Below are 17,818 nucleotides of genomic sequence, written 5' to 3' on the forward strand. Positions count from 1 at the left end.
TGGTGCAGGGCAAAAACGCAAAGCGGCGCCCTCGCCGGGGCGCCGCAGTTCAGGTTCCGGCAATTTACATCACTCGATAATTCGGGCTTTCGCGTGTGATTTGCACGTCATGCACATGGCTCTCCTTCAGGCCAGCCCCTGTGATTCTGACGAAGTTGCAGTTCTTTCGCATCTCTTCGACCGTGGCGCAGCCGGTATAACCCATGGCTGCGCGCAGGCCGCCGACCAGTTGATGCACAACCGCGCTGGCCGAGCCCTTGTAAGGCACCTGCCCTTCGATCCCTTCGGGCACCAGCTTGTCGCTGGCGGCATCCTTCTGGAAATAGCGATCCGCAGAGCCACGTGCCATCGCGCCTAGGCTGCCCATGCCGCGATAAGATTTGAACGACCGGCCCTGATACAGGATCACTTCGCCCGGGCTTTCATCTGTTCCGGCGATCATTGAGCCAACCATGGCACAGGACGCACCCGCAGCAATCGCCTTGGCAAAATCGCCCGAGAATTTGATACCACCATCTGCGATAACCGGCACATCGCCGGCGGCCGCGGCGCAATCCATGATCGCAGTCAGCTGCGGCACGCCCACACCGGCAACCATCCGCGTAGTACAGATCGAACCCGGCCCTATCCCCACCTTGATGGCATCCGCGCCTGCGTCGATCAGCGCCTTGGTTGCGTCCCCAGTGGCGACGTTACCGGCAATGATCTGCACCTCGTTCGACAGGGTCTTGACCCGCTTCACCGCGTCCAGCACCCCTTGAGAATGCCCATGAGCGGTGTCTACAACGATAATGTCGACACCGGAATCCACCAGTTGTTCGGATCGTTCGAAACCAGAGTCTCCAACCGACGTCGCTGCCGCGACTCGCAGACGCCCCAACCGGTCTTTGCAGGCCGTTGGGTTCAGCACCGCCTGTTCGGTATCTTTTAAAGTCAGCAGACCCGTCAGCTTGCCCGCCCCGTCCACAACCAGAAGCTTTTCGATCCGACGCGCGCGCATCAGGCTTTTGGCCTCTTCCAGATCGGCGGGTTCCTGAAGCATCGCCAGATTGTCCGAGGTCATCATCGCGTGAACCGGCGTATCATCCGAGGTCGCAAAACGCATATCACGGTTGGTCAGAATACCGACCACGCGGCCTTCTTCGTCCACCACGGGAAAGCCGGTGAAGTTATAACGCTGCACCAACGCGTTGGCGTCCGCCAGCGTCTGATCCACCCGCAGTGTCACCGGGTTGTAAACAATACCGGATTCAAACCGTTTGACCCGGCGCACTTCGCGGGCCTGTTCATCCACCGTCAGATTCTTGTGAACCACGCCGATGCCACCCGCCTGCGCCATGGCGATGGCCATGCGCGCCTCGGTCACCGTGTCCATCGCCGAGCTGAGCAGTGGGATGTTCATGGTGATTTCCCGCGTCACGCGCGTGGTCGTATCCGCCGTGGCCGGCAGCACAGAAGATGCGCCCGGAACCAGAAGAACGTCGTCAAAGGTGAGTGCCTCACGAATCTGCATCTGTTAACCCCATGCAAAAGCCCGTTTGACGGTGACCCTATTGCATGGATTGCATCTAAGGAAAAGCCCCCGACATAAACTAGTTTTTACCTGCTGGTCGGTGCTGCGGCAAAAAACGACGCAACGCACACAAAACGTGCCGCTGAATGGCCTTTCCCTTTGCGTACAAAACCATATCTTGCCCGACATAGGCGCGAATATAAAAGGCAGGCCAATCATGACCACCGACCCTCTTGTTGTCTTTACCCCATCGGGCAAACGCGGGCACTTTCCCGTAGGCACTCCGGTTCTGACTGCGGCACGGCAACTGGGTGTGGATCTGGATTCCGTTTGCGGTGGACGCGGGATTTGTTCGAAATGCCAGATCACGCCAAGCTATGGCGAGTTTCCCAAGCACGGCGTGACCGTAGCCGACGGTGCACTAAGCGAATGGAACGCGGTTGAACAGCGCTATGACGACAAGCGCGGATTGAAACCCGGCCGCCGTCTTGGATGTCAGGCCACGGTTCAGGGGGATGTGGTGATCGACGTGCCACCAGAAAGCCAGGTGCACCGTCAGGTCGTACGCAAGGCCGCCACAGCACGCACCATCACAATGGATCCGGCCACCCGGCTGTATTTTGTTGCGGTAGAAGAACCCGACATGCATTCACCAACCGGCGATCTGGAACGTCTGGAACGCGCGCTGCGCGAGCAATGGAACGTCGACGCCGTAACCGCTGATCTTTCCTTGTTGTCCAAACTGCAGCCTATATTGCGCAAGGGTAAGTGGGAGGTCACCGTAGCGGTGCACAAAGGTCACAAGGACGATGTCGCACGGATCGTGGAAATCTGGCCTGGATTGCACGAGAACGGACTTTTCGGTCTGGCCATCGACCTCGGCTCTACCACGATTGCAGCTCACCTGACCGATCTGGACACAGGCGAGGTCAAGGCATCTTCGGGCCTTATGAACCCCCAAATCCGCTTTGGCGAAGACCTGATGAGCCGCGTGTCCTATTCGATGATGAACCCCGGCGGCGACAAAGAGATGACCCGAGCCGTTCGCGAAGCGATAAACGATCTGACAACTTCCATCGCGGATGAGGCCGGGATTGACGCTAACCTGATTGTCGAAACGGTGTTCGTCTGTAACCCGGTCATGCACCATCTGCTGCTTGGGCTGGATCCGGTCGAGCTGGGCCAAGCGCCCTTTGCCTTGGCTACGTCCGAAAGCATGTCTTTGCCCGCGCGCGAGATGGATCTGACCAACATGAACCCACGTGCGCAGGTCTACATCCTGCCCTGCATTGCGGGTCATGTGGGTGCGGATTGTGCGGCGGTTGCCTTGTCGGAAGAGCCCGGCAAATCCGAAGATCTGGTTCTGATCGTAGATGTAGGCACCAATGCCGAGATTTTGCTGGGCAATACCAGCCGGGTTCTGGCGTGCTCCTCACCGACCGGCCCGGCCTTTGAAGGCGCGCAGATTAGCTCTGGTCAGCGTGCCGCCCCCGGTGCGATTGAACGGATCGAGATTGATCCTGTCACTAAAGAACCCCGTTTTCGCGTCATCGGGTCCGAGAAATGGTCGGATGAAGAGGGTTTTGATCAAGACATCGCAACCACTGGCATCAGTGGCATCTGTGGATCAGGCATTATTGAAGCCGTGGCGGAAATGCGTATGGCGGGTTTGCTGGATGAAAGCGGCTTGATCGGATCCGCAGAACAAACGGGCACATCACGCAACGTCCCCGAGGGGCGCACCCATTCCTATCTGATCCACGACGCAAGCGCCGAAGGCGGCCCACGTATCACAGTCACTCAGGGCGATATTCGCGCGATTCAACTGGCGAAATCCGCGCTTTATGCAGGCGCGCGGCTTTTGATGGACGAAATGAACGTGGATACTGTCGACCGCATTGTTCTTGCTGGTGCCTTCGGCGCGCATATCTCGACCAAACATGCCATGGTTCTGGGAATGATCCCGGATGCGCCCTTGAACAAGGTCTCAAGCGCGGGCAACGCCGCCGGTACAGGTGCTCGGATCGCACTGTGCAATATCGGATCGCGGAGTGAGATTGAACGCGTAGTGCGCGAAATCACCAAGGTTGAAACCGCCATCGAGCCCAAGTTTCAGGATCATTTCGTGGCAGCGAACGCGATCCCCCATAAGACGGATCCATTCCCGGAATTGGCCAAAGTGACGACCCTGCCCTCGCCCTCGTTCAACACCGGTGGTGGAGATCAGGAAAACTCTGGCCGCCGCCGTCGCCGGAGGTCATAGTCGCGGCAACAACGGAGGGGTACGATGCAGTCGGTGAATGAGGAACAGGCAGAATACTGGGGAAAATCCGAATCCGGGGCCAAATGGCTGACATATCAGGATCAGTTGGATCAACTGATGGCTTCGGTTCTGGACCTTGTGCTGGAGAATGCCCAGCTTAAACTAGGAATGCATGTGCTCGACATCGGCTGTGGCACTGGCGAAAGCTCTCTTGCAGCCGCGCGATTGGTCGGGCCGGATGGCGATGTTCTGGCCGCCGATATATCGCAAGCGTTTCTTGATCGTGCCAGCGCCCGAGCCTCGGAAAACGGGCTGAGCAACATCAGCTTCCAACATGCTGACGCGCAGATATTCGGGTTTCCTGCCAATCAGTTGGACTCCGCGATTTCACGGTTCGGCGTGATGTTCTTTGACGATACGGTTGCTGCATTCGCCAATATCGCCCGCGCACTTAAACCCGGCGGGCAGATGACATTTGCAGCTTGGGGGCCATTGGATGACAACCCGTGGTTCAAAATACCCCATATTGCTGCGGTAAAACGCCTTGGGCAGCCGCCTCGGGTAGATCGTTATGCGCCGGGTCCGCTGGCGTTTCACGATCTGGATCACGTCACCGGCATGATGCAACAGGCGGGGCTGTCGGACATTCAGGCCCAAGCCATCTCCGTAAACCTGCCCGGCGCTGGCGGGTCAGAGGAAATAGCCGCTTTGTGCACCCACGTCGGCCCCGCCGCGCGAACCATCGCGCATTTCGAAGGCACCGAACAGGACGCAGCAGCAATCCAGCACGAGGTCTGTCAGGAATTCGCCCAGTTCACATCCGAAACCGGCCTGCACATCCCGGCGGTGATAAACCTGTACCAAGCGCGTCGATCGAACTGAATGGAGCGGGTAGCGGGAATCGAACCCGCGCGTTCAGCTTGGGAAGCTGACAGGCTACCATTACATCATACCCGCCACTGCTAGCTGAATATCACCGGTACAAGATCAGGTTCAAGCGGTTTTGATCCAAACCGTCAGGCTATTTGCGACGGCGAAGACAAAAAAGGCCGGATCAAAAGATCCGGCCAGAATGTTGTTTTATAACGTTTATGCGCGGCGACGACGGCCACCGCCGCGACGACCACCTCCAGCCCCTTCAGCACCGGCTTCGCTGGGGGCTTTGTTGAATTTGATCCAAGCCCCGCCATGCGGATCGTTATTGGTCAGCAAGTTGGCGGCGCGGATGGCCTCCATCTCTTTACCGGCGCGCGGCAAGGTCGAACCCATGCCAAACAGCTGGCAGAAGGTCTCATCATCCATGTCCGCCGGCAGGATGATGCCCTTTGCTTCAACCTCAGCCTTCTTCTCGGCCAGCTTCTTGGGACCAACCGGCAAGGCAACGGGGTTCATGATCGCCGAGGTCATGCCGGCGCCCATAGCCATTGGCAGGAAGGCGTTGTTGATACCATGGCGGTTCGGCAGACCGAACGAGACATTGGACGCCCCGCAAGTGGTGTTCACGCCCAGTTCCTCACGCAAACGACGAACCAGAGCAAACACCTGCTGACCGGCAGTTGCCATTGCGCCGATAGGCATCACCAGTGGATCGACCACGATGTCATGGGCCGGGATCCCGAAATCAGCGGCCCGTTCGACAATCTTTTTGGCCACTTCGAACCGCACATCGGGATCTTCCGAAATCCCCGTATCGTCATTTGAGATCGCCACCACAGGGACATTATATTTTTTGACCAGCGGCAAAACCAGTTCCAGACGATCTTCTTCGCCGGTGACCGAGTTCAGCAGCGGACGGCCCTCTGCCGCCTCAAGACCGGCCTCCAAAGCACCGGGAACCGAGGAATCGACGCACAGCGGAACATCCACCAGCCCCTGCACCATTTCGACGATCTTGCGCATCAGCGGCGGTTCGGTCTCGTTCGGGTTGGGGTTCGAGTTGTAGACAACGCCCGCGTTGATATCCAGAACGGTCGCGCCAGCGGCAACCTGCGCGAGGGCGTCCTTTTCAACGGTCGAAAAATCGCCTGCTTCCAGTTCCGCCGCCAGTTTCTTGCGGCCTGTCGGGTTGATCCGCTCACCGATCACGCAGAACGGTTCGTCAAAGCCCAGGACGGCGGTTTTTGTTTTTGATTCTACGACTGTACGGGTCATGTCCGATCCTTAGGAGGTTACAGGCTTTGCCGAAGCGCCGCCGTTGTTGATGGCCCAGTTGGCGTTGGTCTTGATGCCGCCAAGCGGGAAGAAGTGTACGTTTGTGATGTTGAAATCCGGGTTGGCCGCTTTGTGGTTGGCCAGCTCGGTGATCACATCCGTGGGCTCATAAGGCAGCAGCAGCTTGGACACGTCCAAGGCGCGCTTTTGCAGGACCTTCAGTGACGGGCCAACGCCGCAAGCGATGGCGAATTTGATCAGCGTTTGCAGCTTGGCCGGACCCGCGATCCCGATATGCACCGGAATGTCGATCCCCGCCTCTTTCAGGCTGTCGGCCCAGGCGATGATCGGCTTGGCGTCAAAGGCAAACTGAGTGGCCAGCGCCATTTCGGCATCCGTGGTCTCAGAGAACTTCTGTTTCCAGCGTAGCGCGTCATCGACATTCTTGGTCGAGCCGTCGGGATCGATGTCCTTGTTGCCCTCGGGGTGGCCAGCGACGTGCAGACGCTTGAAGCCCGCTTTGTCGAACAGGCCGGATTCCAGCAGCTGCATCGAGCTGTCGAAATCACCATGAGGATTCGCGACACCACCGGCCAGCAACAGCGCCTGATCCACACCTGCTTCACCCTGGTACATAGAAATCCAGTTTTCCAGCGTCGCCGTGTCTTTAATGATCCGCGCCGGGAAATGCGGCATAACAGGATAGCCGTCCGCCGCGATGCGCTTGGCGGTCTTGACCATGTCTTCGATCGGAGTGCCTTCGATATGGGCAATATAGACGCGTGTGCCTTCAGGCAACAAAGCGCGAAAATCCTCGACCTTCTCGGCGGTGCGCGGCATCACCTCAATCGAATAGCCCTGCAGGAAGGCTTCGACGGTTGGATTTACCGGACCGTTTTCGGCGGCATCACGTTTCTTGAAGTTCAGCAAAGCCATAGCGGCCTCCCATATAGATTTCGAGCTCATGCCCAACCGTCATTGGCGATCAGAGCCTTGATACGGTCCTGATCATATTCCGTTTCCAAACGCACAGCCTGCTGTTCGGCAATTTCGGACGGATCGCCCTCAACCGCGAAAGGCGCGGCCTTGCGCCATTCGGCCAGATAGGCATCGCTGTCCTTGGCGTTCACCTTCATGGCGGCGCGGTCAATGGCTTGCTCGAACCGTTCTTCCAACTGCCGTTTTGCGCCCCGGCGGCCCTTGCCGACGATGACTTGGGCGGGAATGTCGCGCCAGTATACGATGGTGACGTCAGGCATCTGCTTTGATTCCTCCTAACCAGATGGACCGGTTCTAAACTTCAATGTGGTCGCAGGTCGGTCGATTTTCGACACAAGGCGCATTTCAAACGACGTTTTCACCTACAACGGGATACACGGCTTGTAACGAATTGTTCCTGTAAACCTCACCTCAAAATTCTCATCACTTTAATGAGTATCTTGCACGAACCAAAAGGCCGACCTATGGTCGGGGTAACTCGTAAATCGGAGGGCGTTGAAGATGGCGCCCAAGCGTCCCAAAGGTGCGGGCGCGTTCCCGAAGGCGGTCGAAAGCCCCGCGCCGGCAAGACCCGATCCTGATGCGCTTTATGCCGCGCTGGATTTGGGAACAAATAGCTGTCGCATGTTAATTGCCCAGCCCAAGGGCAGCGGGTTTCATGTGGTGGACAGTTTCTCTAAATCCGTGCAGTTGGGCGCGGGCTTAGAGCGGACGGGGCGTTTGTCTCGGTCGTCGATGGCGCGCACCATTCAGGCGTTGCGCATTTGCCAGCAAAAGCTGAAACGCAACAAGGTCAAGCGCATGCGTCTAGTCGCAACCGAGGCTTGTCGCCGTGCAAAAAATTCACGTGAATTCATTCGCCAGGTAAAGGGTGAAACCGGGTTGACGCTTGAGATCATCCAGCCCGAGGAAGAAGCGCGTCTGGCCGTAATATCCTGTGCCCCGCTGGTGTCCACTAAGACAGAACAGTTGTTGGTTGTGGATATTGGCGGCGGTTCGACAGAGCTTGTCTGGATCGACATATCCTCGCTTCCGCGTCGGGATCGCCCGGCGGCGATTATGCGTCTGCATAATGGATTTCATACAACAGACAGCCCGTTTCCTGCAGCCAAGGTTGTGGATTGGATCAGTGTTCCCCTCGGCGTTGCGACGCTGCGCGATCAGTTCCATGATGTCGAAGATGATGCGGCGCGGTTTGCTTTGATGAGCTGGTTTTTCGAAGAAAACTTGGCCGATTTTGCGCCTTATAAGGATGAACAAGCCCGCGAAGGTTTTCAGATCGTCGGCACCAGTGGCACGGTTACGACAGTCGCAGCCTCACATCTGGGATTGAAGCGGTATGACCGGACCAAGGTAGACGGTTTGCGCATGACAAGCGATCAGATTGACAAAGTGATACGCGGGTATCTAGAACTCGGCCCACTGGGGCGGCGGAGAGATCCGCGTATCGGCGATGACCGCCAGGCCCTGATCATGTCCGGCTCGGCCATATTGCAGGCTTTGTTACGATGTTGGCCAACCGACCGTCTTTCAGTGGCGGACCGGGGGCTGCGCGAAGGCCTGCTTTATGCGCAGATGAGCGCGGACGGTGTATTGGAAGACGGACCGTTCTGATGGCGAAGACACCTACTGGCAAAAACAATTCGGGCCGCGGGCAGCGCGACCTGAAGGTTAAGGTCAAAACCGCCCGCGGGCGCAAAATCAGCTCGACCCGGTGGTTGGAACGTCAGCTGAATGACCCCTATGTCAAGCGCGCGCAGGTCGAAGGCTATCGTGGGCGTGCGGCTTTCAAGATATTGGAACTGGACGATAAATTTCGCTTCCTGGTTCCAGGTGCGCGCATCGTCGATCTGGGTTGCGCCCCAGGCGGCTGGCTGCAGGTTGCGGTCCAGCGCGTTAATGCATTGGGTGAGAAAAGCGGTAAGAAAATCGGCACTGTTCTGGGTGTCGACATACAAGAGGTCGAACCGGTGGCCGGGTCCGAGGTTCACCAGTTGGACTTTATGGAGGACGATGCCGACCAGAAGGTCAAAGACTGGTTGGGTGGCAAAGCTGACGTGGTGATGTCAGATATGGCTGCTGCGTCCTCGGGGCATAAACAAACCGACCATTTGCGGATCATGGCCTTGTGCGAAACCGCCGCCTATTTCGCCTTTGATGTGCTTGAACAGGGCGGCACATTTGTCGCCAAGGTTCTGGCCGGAGGAGCCGAAGGGGATCTGCAGAAGATTCTGAAACAGAAGTTTGACAAGGTAGCGCATGTTAAACCACCGGCATCCCGCGCCGACAGTTCGGAAAAATTCGTTGTGGCAACAGGATTTCGCGGCTGAAGTTAATCTGCGAAGTCAGCCAGAGAACGCGCAAGGCGCTGTTCACGCAGCGAAGATATTGCGTTTCCTTGCAACAACAATGCCTCACCGTGACTGATATCCGTCGCCGGTTTGGCCCGTAATTCTTCAATCCGCCGGGTCAGCGACGATGGATTTTGCGATTTCGCGCTTTCGGGCAGTTTGGTCATGAGGCCTCACCTTGATGCGTATGGGGTCACAGTCCCATGCAGTTTTGGTAAGAAAAGTGCCGATTTCATGACGCAAACCGGGCTTTGAATTGCTATTTTACAGCCCCAGCCACCCTGCCCTTCAGGTTTGTCCGTTACTTTGATCCTGCAAATCCATCAGCGCGCCGTTGAATTCAGCGCCCAGAATCAGGATGGCCGCGCATAGATACAGGAAAATCAACGCAGCCATCGCCCCCGCAAGACCAGCATAAGTAGCGCTGTACGAGGCGAACTGTCCGATATAGATCGAAAAGCCCCAACCGCCCATCGCCCACAGAGCGAGTGTCAGAACAACGCCCGGAAGGATCTGCCACAGCCGATGGCGGCGCGTCGGCAGCACAAGATGTGCAACGATAACCGTGCCCGCAGGAACCGCCACGGTAAAGGTCCAACGCAATCGATCCACAGACAACCAGTCTGATACGTTGACGTCAGTTTTTTCGGACACGAGGCGCGTGTAGACCGGCAAGACGACTTCGACGGCGGCGATGGCCAGAATGGCCGCCCCGCCAACAATCACCAATCCCAGGCACAGCAAGCGTGTCTTCCAGAATGGCCAGGCGTCATGATCATGATAGGCCTGATTCATGGCTGCCCGCACCGCAACTACGCCGTTTGAGGCAAAGAAAATGGCCAGCAAACCGCCCAGGGTGATTACCCCCGAACCTGATTCCGCCAGGACCGAGCGCAACTCTCCCACAATCGGGCCGGCGACATCTTTTGGCCAGGCGCCAAAGATCAGTTCGATCAGCTCGTCCGTGACATAATCCTGAGACAGCGTACCAGCCAGTGCTACAGTGAACAGAACAAACGGAAACAGGGCCAGCATCAGGGACATGGCAACGTGGCTGCTCATGACCATGCCGTTTTTGGCCCCAAATCGACCCAAGGCCAGCCAAAGGGCTCGAATTACTCTTCCAGTCAGGGGAATCAAACTTGTCGTCATCCGAAAACTCTACCCTGACTGTATTCGAACCAGAACCGGCAAAACCCGACTGGACGCAATTAACCAACTCCAAATGTTTGGTTGCATTGCATAATCCCTTTGTCCCGTGCAGGATCGAAACGGAACCTACACAAAGCCGGGCGAAAAATGCCAACCAGCGACCAGAACCCAAGCATGCCGAACAGGTTGCGCCTTTCGGTTGTCCGCGACACCGCGATTGTCGTGTCACTGGTCGTATTGGGGCTTTATGCAGGTTCCGCTTTTCTGATCCCGCTGACCATGGCCTTGCTGATCAACGTCCTGATCATCGCGCTGAGTGACCGGGTTATTGCGCTGACCAAGGCTCCGGTCTGGTTGGCTAACCTGGCTGGAGTGACCGTGGTTTTGGTCGGGTTGTTCATGATCATGTATATTCTGGGCAATCAGGCGACGCAGTTTGCACGCTCGATCAATACATACGAAAGCCAGTTCGACGAGGCCGTTAACCGCATAAACGACCTTGTGGGCAACGATATCACGGCCTTCATCAGGGACAATCTGGTCAACATTGATATGTCTTTCGTCGCCCGGATGTTGCTGGGCAGCGCAACGTCCTTGCTGAACCAGTTTTTCCTCATCAGCCTTTACGTTGCCTTCCTGATGGCCGAACGTCTGGCGTTCCGCAAAAAGATCCGTATGGCCGCCGGTGACCCTAAAACCGGTGCCGAGTTCGCTTTGGTTCTGGACGCGATTTCCTTTAGTCTGCAGCGTTATGTCGGAGTGAAGACCTTTATCAGCCTGATAACGGCTGGAATCAGCTATGTGGTCTTCAAGACCCTTGGTCTTGAGTATTCCGAGACATGGGCAGTGCTGACCTTTGCCCTGAATTTCATACCCTCGATTGGGTCAATTATTGCGGTTCTGTTTCCAGCGGCGATTGCACTGGTTCAATTTGAAAGTATCGGGCCGTTTCTGATCATAGTTTTCGGCTGTGGCACGCTTCAGTTCATGATCGGTAATTTTCTGGACCCGGCCATGCTGGGCCGATCGCTGAACATGTCGACATTTCTGGTCATTCTGGCACTTATGTTCTGGACTACGGTCTGGGGTCTGATCGGAGCCTTCCTGAGCGTTCCGCTGACCGTCTGCATCCTGATCATCTTCAGCCATATTCCCGCATTGCGCCCGATCGCAATTTTAATGTCCCTGAATGGTGAACTCGGCGACGAAGGGCCGCCATCGGGGAATACAGTCTGAACAGGCCAATCCCCAATGCAACTTGAAACACTAAGGAAAATGCCAGGATCGAATCCTCCATGCTGACACTCTTTGTTTCCCTCTTTGTCCTATGTTTGTACCTGACCGCCGCGGTCTTTTCGATACGCGCCGCTCAAACAGCGCGCACACCGCAGGGTGCCGTGGGATGGGTGGTCTTTTTGATCTCGGCGCCGATAGCTGGCGTACCGCTGTACTTGTTTCTGGGACATCATCGTTTTCGCGGGTATCGCCTGGCCCGAAAGCACGCTGAGACTGTTGTCGAAGGGATAAAAAGCTTTGCGGATTTTTCGCGCCCAGATCCGGGCATGATCACGATCAATCCGCTCCCTTTCGAAGAGCTTGCGCATCTTCCCATATCACGCGGCAACGGTGCAGATTTGCTTGTCGATGGGCAGGCAACCTTTGACGCTATCTTTCAGGCTATCGACGCGGCTCAGGACTATGTGCTTGTCCAGTTCTACATCGTGCGTGATGACGGATTGGGGCGGCAACTGCAAAGCAAACTGATCGCTGCCGCAGAGCGCGGCGTGCAAGTTCGCTTTATGACCGACGCCGTAGGCAGTTATGGCCTACCGACAAGCTACATCACGTCGCTGCGCGCGGCGGGAATTCACGTTGCCGGTCAGCATGAAAAGCGTCATCCAGGACAGCGATTTCAGCTAAACTATCGCAATCACAGGAAAACGGTGATCATAGACGGAGAAATCGGCTTTATCGGCGGCCACAATGTCGGCGACGAATATCTCGGTCAGTCCGCAAAGTTCGGACATTGGCGGGACACACACATAAGGCTGACTGGACATATCGTGCGCCAACTACAACTGATCTTTACAGAGGACTGGTACTGGGCGCATCAAGAAGACCTGATAGATCAACTGGCCTGGGCGGGTCAGGAATCTGATCAGGACATGAACGCCCTTCTCGTCGCCACAGGTCCGGGGGACGAAACCGAAACCGGCGCCATGATGTTCTTTTCTGCAATCACGGAAGCAAAGGAACGATTGTGGATCGCATCCCCCTATTTCGTTCCTGATATCGACATCATGACCGCACTACGCCACGCCGCAATGCGCGGGGTAGATGTTCGCATTCTGGTTCCCGACGTGATTGATCACCGCTTGCCTTGGCTGGCGGCCTTTGCCTATTTCGACGAGATCAGGGAATGCGGCGCGCGGGTCTACCGGTACACTGATGGATTCATGCATCAAAAAGTATTTCTGGTGGACGACACCCTGACCGCTGTTGGCACCACCAATCTGGACAACCGCTCTTTCCGCCTGAATTTTGAGGCGATGGCCCTGTTCTTTGACAAGGACGCGGCCCATGCAGTTCACGACATGCTGCTAATGGACTTTGAATCCAGCTATGAGCTGGTCAAAACCTTACCCGAACAACCGGCCTATATTCGGTTCGGCTCGCCTCTGGCGCGGTTGTTCGCACCAATCCTTTAAAGGATCGACTCTTCCTGCAGCACCCGCGACATGACCGCGACCAAAAAGGCTGTGGACAGCCCAAATGCCAAAAGCCCGGTGACCGACGCAAATGCACCAAAGATGCGCAGCCCCTCTCCTAACACAATGTCGCCGTAACCCAGCGTAGTGAACGTCACCAAGGAAAAATACAGCGCCGAATTCCAGTCCGCCAGAACATCCCCAAAGACCCAGACAATCGCCCAAAGCCAGACCTGAAAGGTATGGATCATCACGATAAAAATCAGTGCGATACAGAGCGGACTGGCGATTGTGACAAACCTTTTGCTTTTTTCCAGTTTGATCGACATCACGCGGATGATCTGCATGCACCAGGTCAGCAGGGCAATTTCGATCAAAAAGCAGATACCCAAATAAACGCTTCCCCAGATAATCTGCTCGGATAAGGTCACCGGTGCCCATCCCCTCTGTTTTTAAGTCTCGTCACAATCGCTTCAATTGCAGGATTGGGCAACCCTGCGTCTGCGACGAATGGAAACGATAGCGCCATTGAACTGGACACGGCTTCGGTCGGCTGCAAATTGTGAGTGGCAGAATACAGGGCGCCTATGAATGCTGCTTAAAATAACTGATGTCCATAAATCATATGCAAACGGTCGACCGATTTTGAACGGAGTATCTCTGTCGTTGGACCATGGCCAAACGCTTGCCCTAACCGGGGAAAGTGGCAGTGGCAAAAGCACGCTTCTAAATCTCGCAGGTGCGCTGGACATATTCGATGCGGGCGAAATCTCACTGGGCGGAACCAACCTGTCCAAACTAGACGATACCGGGCGCGCAGCCCTTCGGCGCGAGCGTGTGGCCCTGGTATTCCAACAGTTCAATCTGATCCCGTCGTTGACGGTCGGCCAAAACCTGTCCTTCCATGCCCGGCTTGCCAGTAAACATGATCCGGACTGGTGCGATCATCTTGCTGACAAACTGGGATTGCGGGACCTGCTGGACCGCTTTCCCGAGAACCTGTCAGGCGGCCAGCAGCAACGCGTTGCCATCGGACGCGCCCTTGCGCCGCGCCCCAGTCTTTTGCTCGCGGATGAACCAACAGGAAATCTGGATGAGGTCGCAAGTACCAATGTATTGGATTTGATGCTTGCGCTGGTCGCCGAAACCAGCGCAGCCCTGCTTTTGGTGACACATTCGCAGGACATAGCAGCCCGTCTGGACCAACAGGTTCGCCTGTCCGGCGGCCTTATCTCGTGACTTTGGCCATCATACAGGCGTTGGTGTCGCACTGGCGTGCCCATTGGCTTCAGCTGTTAACCTTGTTGACCGGCATTGCGCTTGCGACCGGGCTGTGGTCGGCAGTTCAAGCCATAAATTCCGAGGCGCGGGCAAGCTATCAACGGGCCAATGATCAACTCTCATTTGGTCAATACGATGAATTGCACGCCACCTCGGGGAATTTGACGATCGACCATTATGTCAGCTTGCGTCGGGCTGGCTGGCAGATCGCCGCGGTGCTTGAGGGGCGTTGGCGCCATAGCGGTCACAATCTGCAGGTCATGGGGGTCGACATGGTCGCCTTTCCACCCCTGCCCGCCCTCAGCCGTCTGGAACAAAGCGATACGCCGCCTGATCCCGCAGACATGCTGACCGCGCCCGGCAGGATACTGGTCGCGCCGGAACTGGCCCAGATTCTGCAGCAGGCCAGCAACCTGCCCCCGATCCTGTCCAGCGACGCGCTGCCACCGGATCTGGTCTTTACCGATATTGGCGTTGCCGAACAGCTGCTTGACAAAAAGGGGCAGATTTCACGTCTGGTCGTCTTGCCAGAGCAGCCCCGAGCGATCCCATCGCTTGAGCAGATCGCCCCCGATCTGACACGCGTTGCAGCCTCGACCAGATTGGACACGGCGCAACTGACAGAGAGCTTCCACCTCAACCTGTCTGCCTTTGCTCTTTTGTCCTTTGCCGTCGGGCTGTTCATCGTCCATGGCACCGTCGGGCTGGCCTTTGCACAGCGCCGAGCAATTATCAGAACAATACGTGCGCTGGGCGTTCCGATGCGTCAGATCGTATGGATCATTCTGGCCGAACTTTCGCTGCTGGCCCTGATTGGAGGGGGCGCCGGTCTGGTACTGGGTTTCCTGCTGGCCGGGGCCTTGCTGCCCGACGTGGCATCGACCCTACGCGGGTTGTATGGTGCACCAGTTGAAGGTCAGCTTTCGCTTCAACTGCACTGGGTTCTCGCGGGCTTGGCCATGGCCCTGTTTGGAACGCTGTTGGCCAGCTCTCAGGCTTTGTTCCGATTGGCTCGGCTGCCGCTGTTATCCAGCCCGGGTCCGCAGGCCTGGCGGGGGGATGACACTGCAACCAAAAGATTGGCTCTGATCGGAGTATTCCTGATTGGGTTGGGGATCGTTTCAATCTTTGTGGCCGACGGTTTGGTCGCAGGGTTCGTGCTGGTTGCCGGAATCCTGACGGGTTCTGCGTTGATTTTACCGTTTCTCTTGCTGATCGCAGTAACCGGACTTCAGAAGCTACAGAACGGTCCGGTCAGACAATGGGTATTCGCCGACATGCAGGCGCAACTGCCCGGTCTCTCTTTGGCCCTGATGGCATTGATGTTGGCGTTGGCCGCAAATATCGGCGTTGGAACCATGGTGTCGAGTTTCCGGCTGACATTTACTGGGTGGCTTGACCAACGACTGACATCAGAACTGTACATAACCGCAGCCGACGAACAACAGGCGCAGGACATCAAGAAATGGCTGCTGCCTCAGGTCGACGCCGTTTTGCCGATCCGCAGCGTCGAGCTGGCGCACGGAAGCGGCCCCTTGTTTCTTTACGGGGTGGTGAACAATCCGGTTTATCAAGAAAACTGGCCGCTGATCGCCTCAGTGCCCGGAGTATGGGATCAGGTGATGTCCGGAACCGCCGTTCTGATCAACGAACAGCTTGCGCGCAGATCCAATTTGTGGCCCGGAGATCAAATCACGCTCCGCCCGGGTCACAAGCTGGTCATTGCAGGAGTCTATTCTGATTATGGCAATCCAACCGGACAGGCCATCGTGTCGATGGAGCTTTTGGAAGATATCGCACCCAATACCGAGGAACGGCGATATGGCGTTCGCATGCCCCCTGATCAGGCCAGCGATGTTGCCGAAAGGCTTCGGGCGGAATTTGACCTTCCTCCGCAGGCAGTCGTTCATCAAGCAGACATGAAGGCCCGATCCACGGAAATCTTCGAAGACACATTTGTGGTGACCTCTGCGCTGAATATCCTGACGCTCGGGGTTGCTGGATTTGCAATTCTGACCAGCCTGCTGACGCTTTGGACACAACGGCTGCCTCAGATCGCACCGGTCTGGGCGCTTGGCCTGACGCGGGCGCAACTGGCGCGGTTTGAACTGACGCAGAGCGTGCTTCTCGCCTCTCTGACCGCCGCGCTGGCCTTGCCGCTTGGGTTAGTTCTGGCCTGGACGTTGCTGACGGTCATCAATGTCGAGGCGTTTGGCTGGCGGTTACCAATGTACCTATTCCCAAGCGACTGGTTCTATCTATTTCTTCTGACCTTACTGGCCGCTGTTATCGCCGCTGCGGTTCCAGCCCTTCGGTTGCTGAGCATCCCGCCTGCCGAGTTGTTAAGAGTGTTTGCCAATGAACGCTAAAGTCTGGTTCCTAATTCTGGCCCTGCTATTGCCCGCCCAACTTCGGGCGCAGGGCTTTGCCGGTCTTGGAGGTGAGGCCGACGGGTTCGACGTCCCCCAGCTTGGGTATCAGTTGAGCTTTCCGCAGGATCACGGTCCCCATCCCACTTTCAAGATCGAATGGTGGTATCTGACCGCGAACCTGAAAGGAGAAGACGGGCGCGATTACGGAGTACAATGGACTTTGTTCCGCTCGGCGCTGAAACCCTATGAAGAGCAATCCTGGCAAAGTCCGCAGTTGTGGTTGGGCCATGCCGCCTTGACCACCCCTGATGCCCATTACTTTGCTGAACGCCTGTCGCGGGGCGGTATCGGTCAGGCCGGGGTAACCGCCACCCCATTCGAAGCCTGGATCGACGAATGGTACATGCGCGGACCCGACTTTAATGCGCTGAAGATTAGGGCCAACGGTTCTGAGTTCGGATACGATCTGTCAATGCGCGCAACGGGACCTTTGGTCTTTCACGGGGATGCCGGGTATTCGGTCAAGTCTACGCAGGGGCAGGCAAGTCATTACTATTCACAGCCGTTTTTCGACCTGACAGGCACAGTGCATCTGCCGGATGGGGATGTTGCGGTAACCGGACAGGGTTGGCTGGATCGGGAATGGTCCTCGCAGCCCTTGGCCGAGGATCAAAGCGGATGGGATTGGTTCTCGCTCAGCTTTGAAGGCGGCGATAAGTTAATGGCCTTTCGCCTGCGCGGAGAGGCTGAGGATTTCACCTCTGCCACGTGGATCGGCAAGGATGGCGAAACCACCGCGCTTGCCGATGGCTCCGTTTCTTTTGAACCGCTTCAGACCGCTCATGTCGCTGACCGGGATATCCCGATTGAATGGCGTGTCACACTCCCCGCCCGCGGGGTGGATATTGTCGTCAGCGCCCTGACACCCAAAGCCTGGATGGCAACCAGCTTTGCCTATTGGGAGGGCCCCGTTACGGTCTCAGGCAGCCATTCAGGCCGTGGCTATCTTGAAATGACCGGGTATTAGA

At 56.8% G+C, this 17,818-nt stretch carries 16 protein-coding genes and 1 tRNA gene; 9 read left to right on the top strand and 8 right to left on the bottom strand.

Features of this window, described 5'->3' with window-relative positions:
• Positions 1-64 precede the first annotated feature (64 nt).
• The gene (guaB, locus tag AC2FH8_RS02810) at positions 65-1,513 is read right to left on the bottom strand and encodes an IMP dehydrogenase (protein ID WP_496675678.1); all 1,449 of its coding nucleotides are present in this window, start codon (positions 1,511-1,513) and stop codon (positions 65-67) included.
• Positions 1,514-1,730: 217 nt separating this feature from the next.
• On the opposite strand from guaB, the gene AC2FH8_RS02815 reads away from it, so the two are divergent.
• Entirely contained in the window at positions 1,731-3,776 is a 2,046-nt protein-coding gene (locus AC2FH8_RS02815) for an ASKHA domain-containing protein (RefSeq protein ID WP_496688150.1), read from the top strand.
• Between the two features lie 24 nt (positions 3,777-3,800).
• Positions 3,801-4,658 carry a class I SAM-dependent methyltransferase gene (locus tag AC2FH8_RS02820; protein WP_496688152.1) on the top strand — a complete coding sequence of 286 codons (858 nt, stop codon included), beginning with the start codon at positions 3,801-3,803 and terminating at the stop codon, positions 4,656-4,658.
• A 1-nt stretch (position 4,659) separates the two neighbouring features.
• On the opposite strand, the gene AC2FH8_RS02825 is transcribed toward AC2FH8_RS02820, so the two are convergent.
• The 4 genes from AC2FH8_RS02825 to AC2FH8_RS02840 all read right to left on the bottom strand — a co-directional run bounded on the left by AC2FH8_RS02825 (position 4,660) and on the right by AC2FH8_RS02840 (position 7,186).
• Positions 4,660-4,733: transfer RNA gene (locus tag AC2FH8_RS02825), tRNA-Gly, on the bottom strand.
• 132 nt (positions 4,734-4,865) lie between these two features.
• A complete protein-coding gene (locus tag AC2FH8_RS02830; protein ID WP_496688154.1) occupies positions 4,866-5,927 on the bottom strand; it encodes a methyltetrahydrofolate cobalamin methyltransferase in 1,062 nt (353 codons plus the stop codon).
• Between the two features lie 9 nt (positions 5,928-5,936).
• Complete coding sequence (locus tag AC2FH8_RS02835) at positions 5,937-6,863, bottom strand: methylenetetrahydrofolate reductase (protein ID WP_496688221.1); 927 nt, start codon at positions 6,861-6,863, stop codon at positions 5,937-5,939.
• Between the two features lie 26 nt (positions 6,864-6,889).
• Entirely contained in the window at positions 6,890-7,186 is a 297-nt protein-coding gene (locus AC2FH8_RS02840) for a virulence factor (RefSeq protein ID WP_142633696.1), read from the bottom strand.
• Between the two features lie 241 nt (positions 7,187-7,427).
• Between AC2FH8_RS02840 and AC2FH8_RS02845 the strand changes: the two genes are divergently transcribed.
• The gene (locus tag AC2FH8_RS02845; protein WP_142633694.1) at positions 7,428-8,540 is read left to right on the top strand and encodes a Ppx/GppA phosphatase family protein; all 1,113 of its coding nucleotides are present in this window, start codon (positions 7,428-7,430) and stop codon (positions 8,538-8,540) included.
• Positions 8,540-9,256, top strand: coding sequence for an RlmE family RNA methyltransferase (locus AC2FH8_RS02850; RefSeq protein WP_142633692.1), 717 nt, complete (start codon positions 8,540-8,542; stop codon positions 9,254-9,256). The genes AC2FH8_RS02845 and AC2FH8_RS02850 overlap by 1 nt, the downstream gene beginning before the upstream one ends.
• A gap of 2 nt (positions 9,257-9,258) precedes the next feature.
• On the opposite strand, the gene AC2FH8_RS02855 is transcribed toward AC2FH8_RS02850, so the two are convergent.
• Together AC2FH8_RS02855 and AC2FH8_RS02860 are read right to left on the bottom strand one after the other, a co-directional pair.
• On the bottom strand, positions 9,259-9,444 hold the full coding sequence (locus tag AC2FH8_RS02855; protein WP_142633690.1) for a hypothetical protein: 186 nt from the start codon (positions 9,442-9,444) through the stop codon (positions 9,259-9,261).
• A 121-nt stretch (positions 9,445-9,565) separates the two neighbouring features.
• On the bottom strand, positions 9,566-10,429 hold the full coding sequence (locus AC2FH8_RS02860) for a YihY/virulence factor BrkB family protein (protein WP_142633688.1): 864 nt from the start codon (positions 10,427-10,429) through the stop codon (positions 9,566-9,568).
• Between the two features lie 147 nt (positions 10,430-10,576).
• On the opposite strand from AC2FH8_RS02860, the gene AC2FH8_RS02865 reads away from it, so the two are divergent.
• Positions 10,577-11,665: an AI-2E family transporter gene (locus tag AC2FH8_RS02865; protein ID WP_142633686.1), complete on the top strand. Its 1,089-nt coding sequence runs from the start codon at positions 10,577-10,579 to the stop codon at positions 11,663-11,665.
• A 59-nt stretch (positions 11,666-11,724) separates the two neighbouring features.
• On the top strand, positions 11,725-13,137 hold the full coding sequence (cls, locus tag AC2FH8_RS02870; protein WP_142633684.1) for a cardiolipin synthase: 1,413 nt from the start codon (positions 11,725-11,727) through the stop codon (positions 13,135-13,137).
• Here the strand turns inward: cls and AC2FH8_RS02875 are convergent.
• Entirely contained in the window at positions 13,134-13,568 is a 435-nt protein-coding gene (locus AC2FH8_RS02875) for an ion channel (RefSeq protein ID WP_142633682.1), read from the bottom strand. The two genes, cls and AC2FH8_RS02875, sit on opposite strands and share 4 nt — an antisense overlap.
• Positions 13,569-13,728: 160 nt before the next feature.
• Here AC2FH8_RS02875 and AC2FH8_RS02880 point away from each other — a divergent pair, with 160 nt between their 5' ends.
• The 3 genes from AC2FH8_RS02880 to AC2FH8_RS02890 are packed head-to-tail and all read left to right on the top strand — an operon-like array spanning position 13,729 to position 17,817.
• Positions 13,729-14,376 carry an ABC transporter ATP-binding protein gene (locus AC2FH8_RS02880; RefSeq protein ID WP_496688157.1) on the top strand — a complete coding sequence of 216 codons (648 nt, stop codon included), beginning with the start codon at positions 13,729-13,731 and terminating at the stop codon, positions 14,374-14,376.
• The gene (locus AC2FH8_RS02885; RefSeq protein WP_496688159.1) at positions 14,373-16,787 is read left to right on the top strand and encodes an ABC transporter permease; all 2,415 of its coding nucleotides are present in this window, start codon (positions 14,373-14,375) and stop codon (positions 16,785-16,787) included. Before AC2FH8_RS02880 ends, AC2FH8_RS02885 begins: the two co-directional genes overlap by 4 nt.
• Entirely contained in the window at positions 16,777-17,817 is a 1,041-nt protein-coding gene (locus AC2FH8_RS02890) for a lipocalin-like domain-containing protein (protein ID WP_142633676.1), read from the top strand. Before AC2FH8_RS02885 ends, AC2FH8_RS02890 begins: the two co-directional genes overlap by 11 nt.
• Position 17,818 lies beyond the last annotated feature (1 nt).

The sequence above is a fragment of the Ruegeria sp. CDSC025 genome (assembly GCF_059610805.1).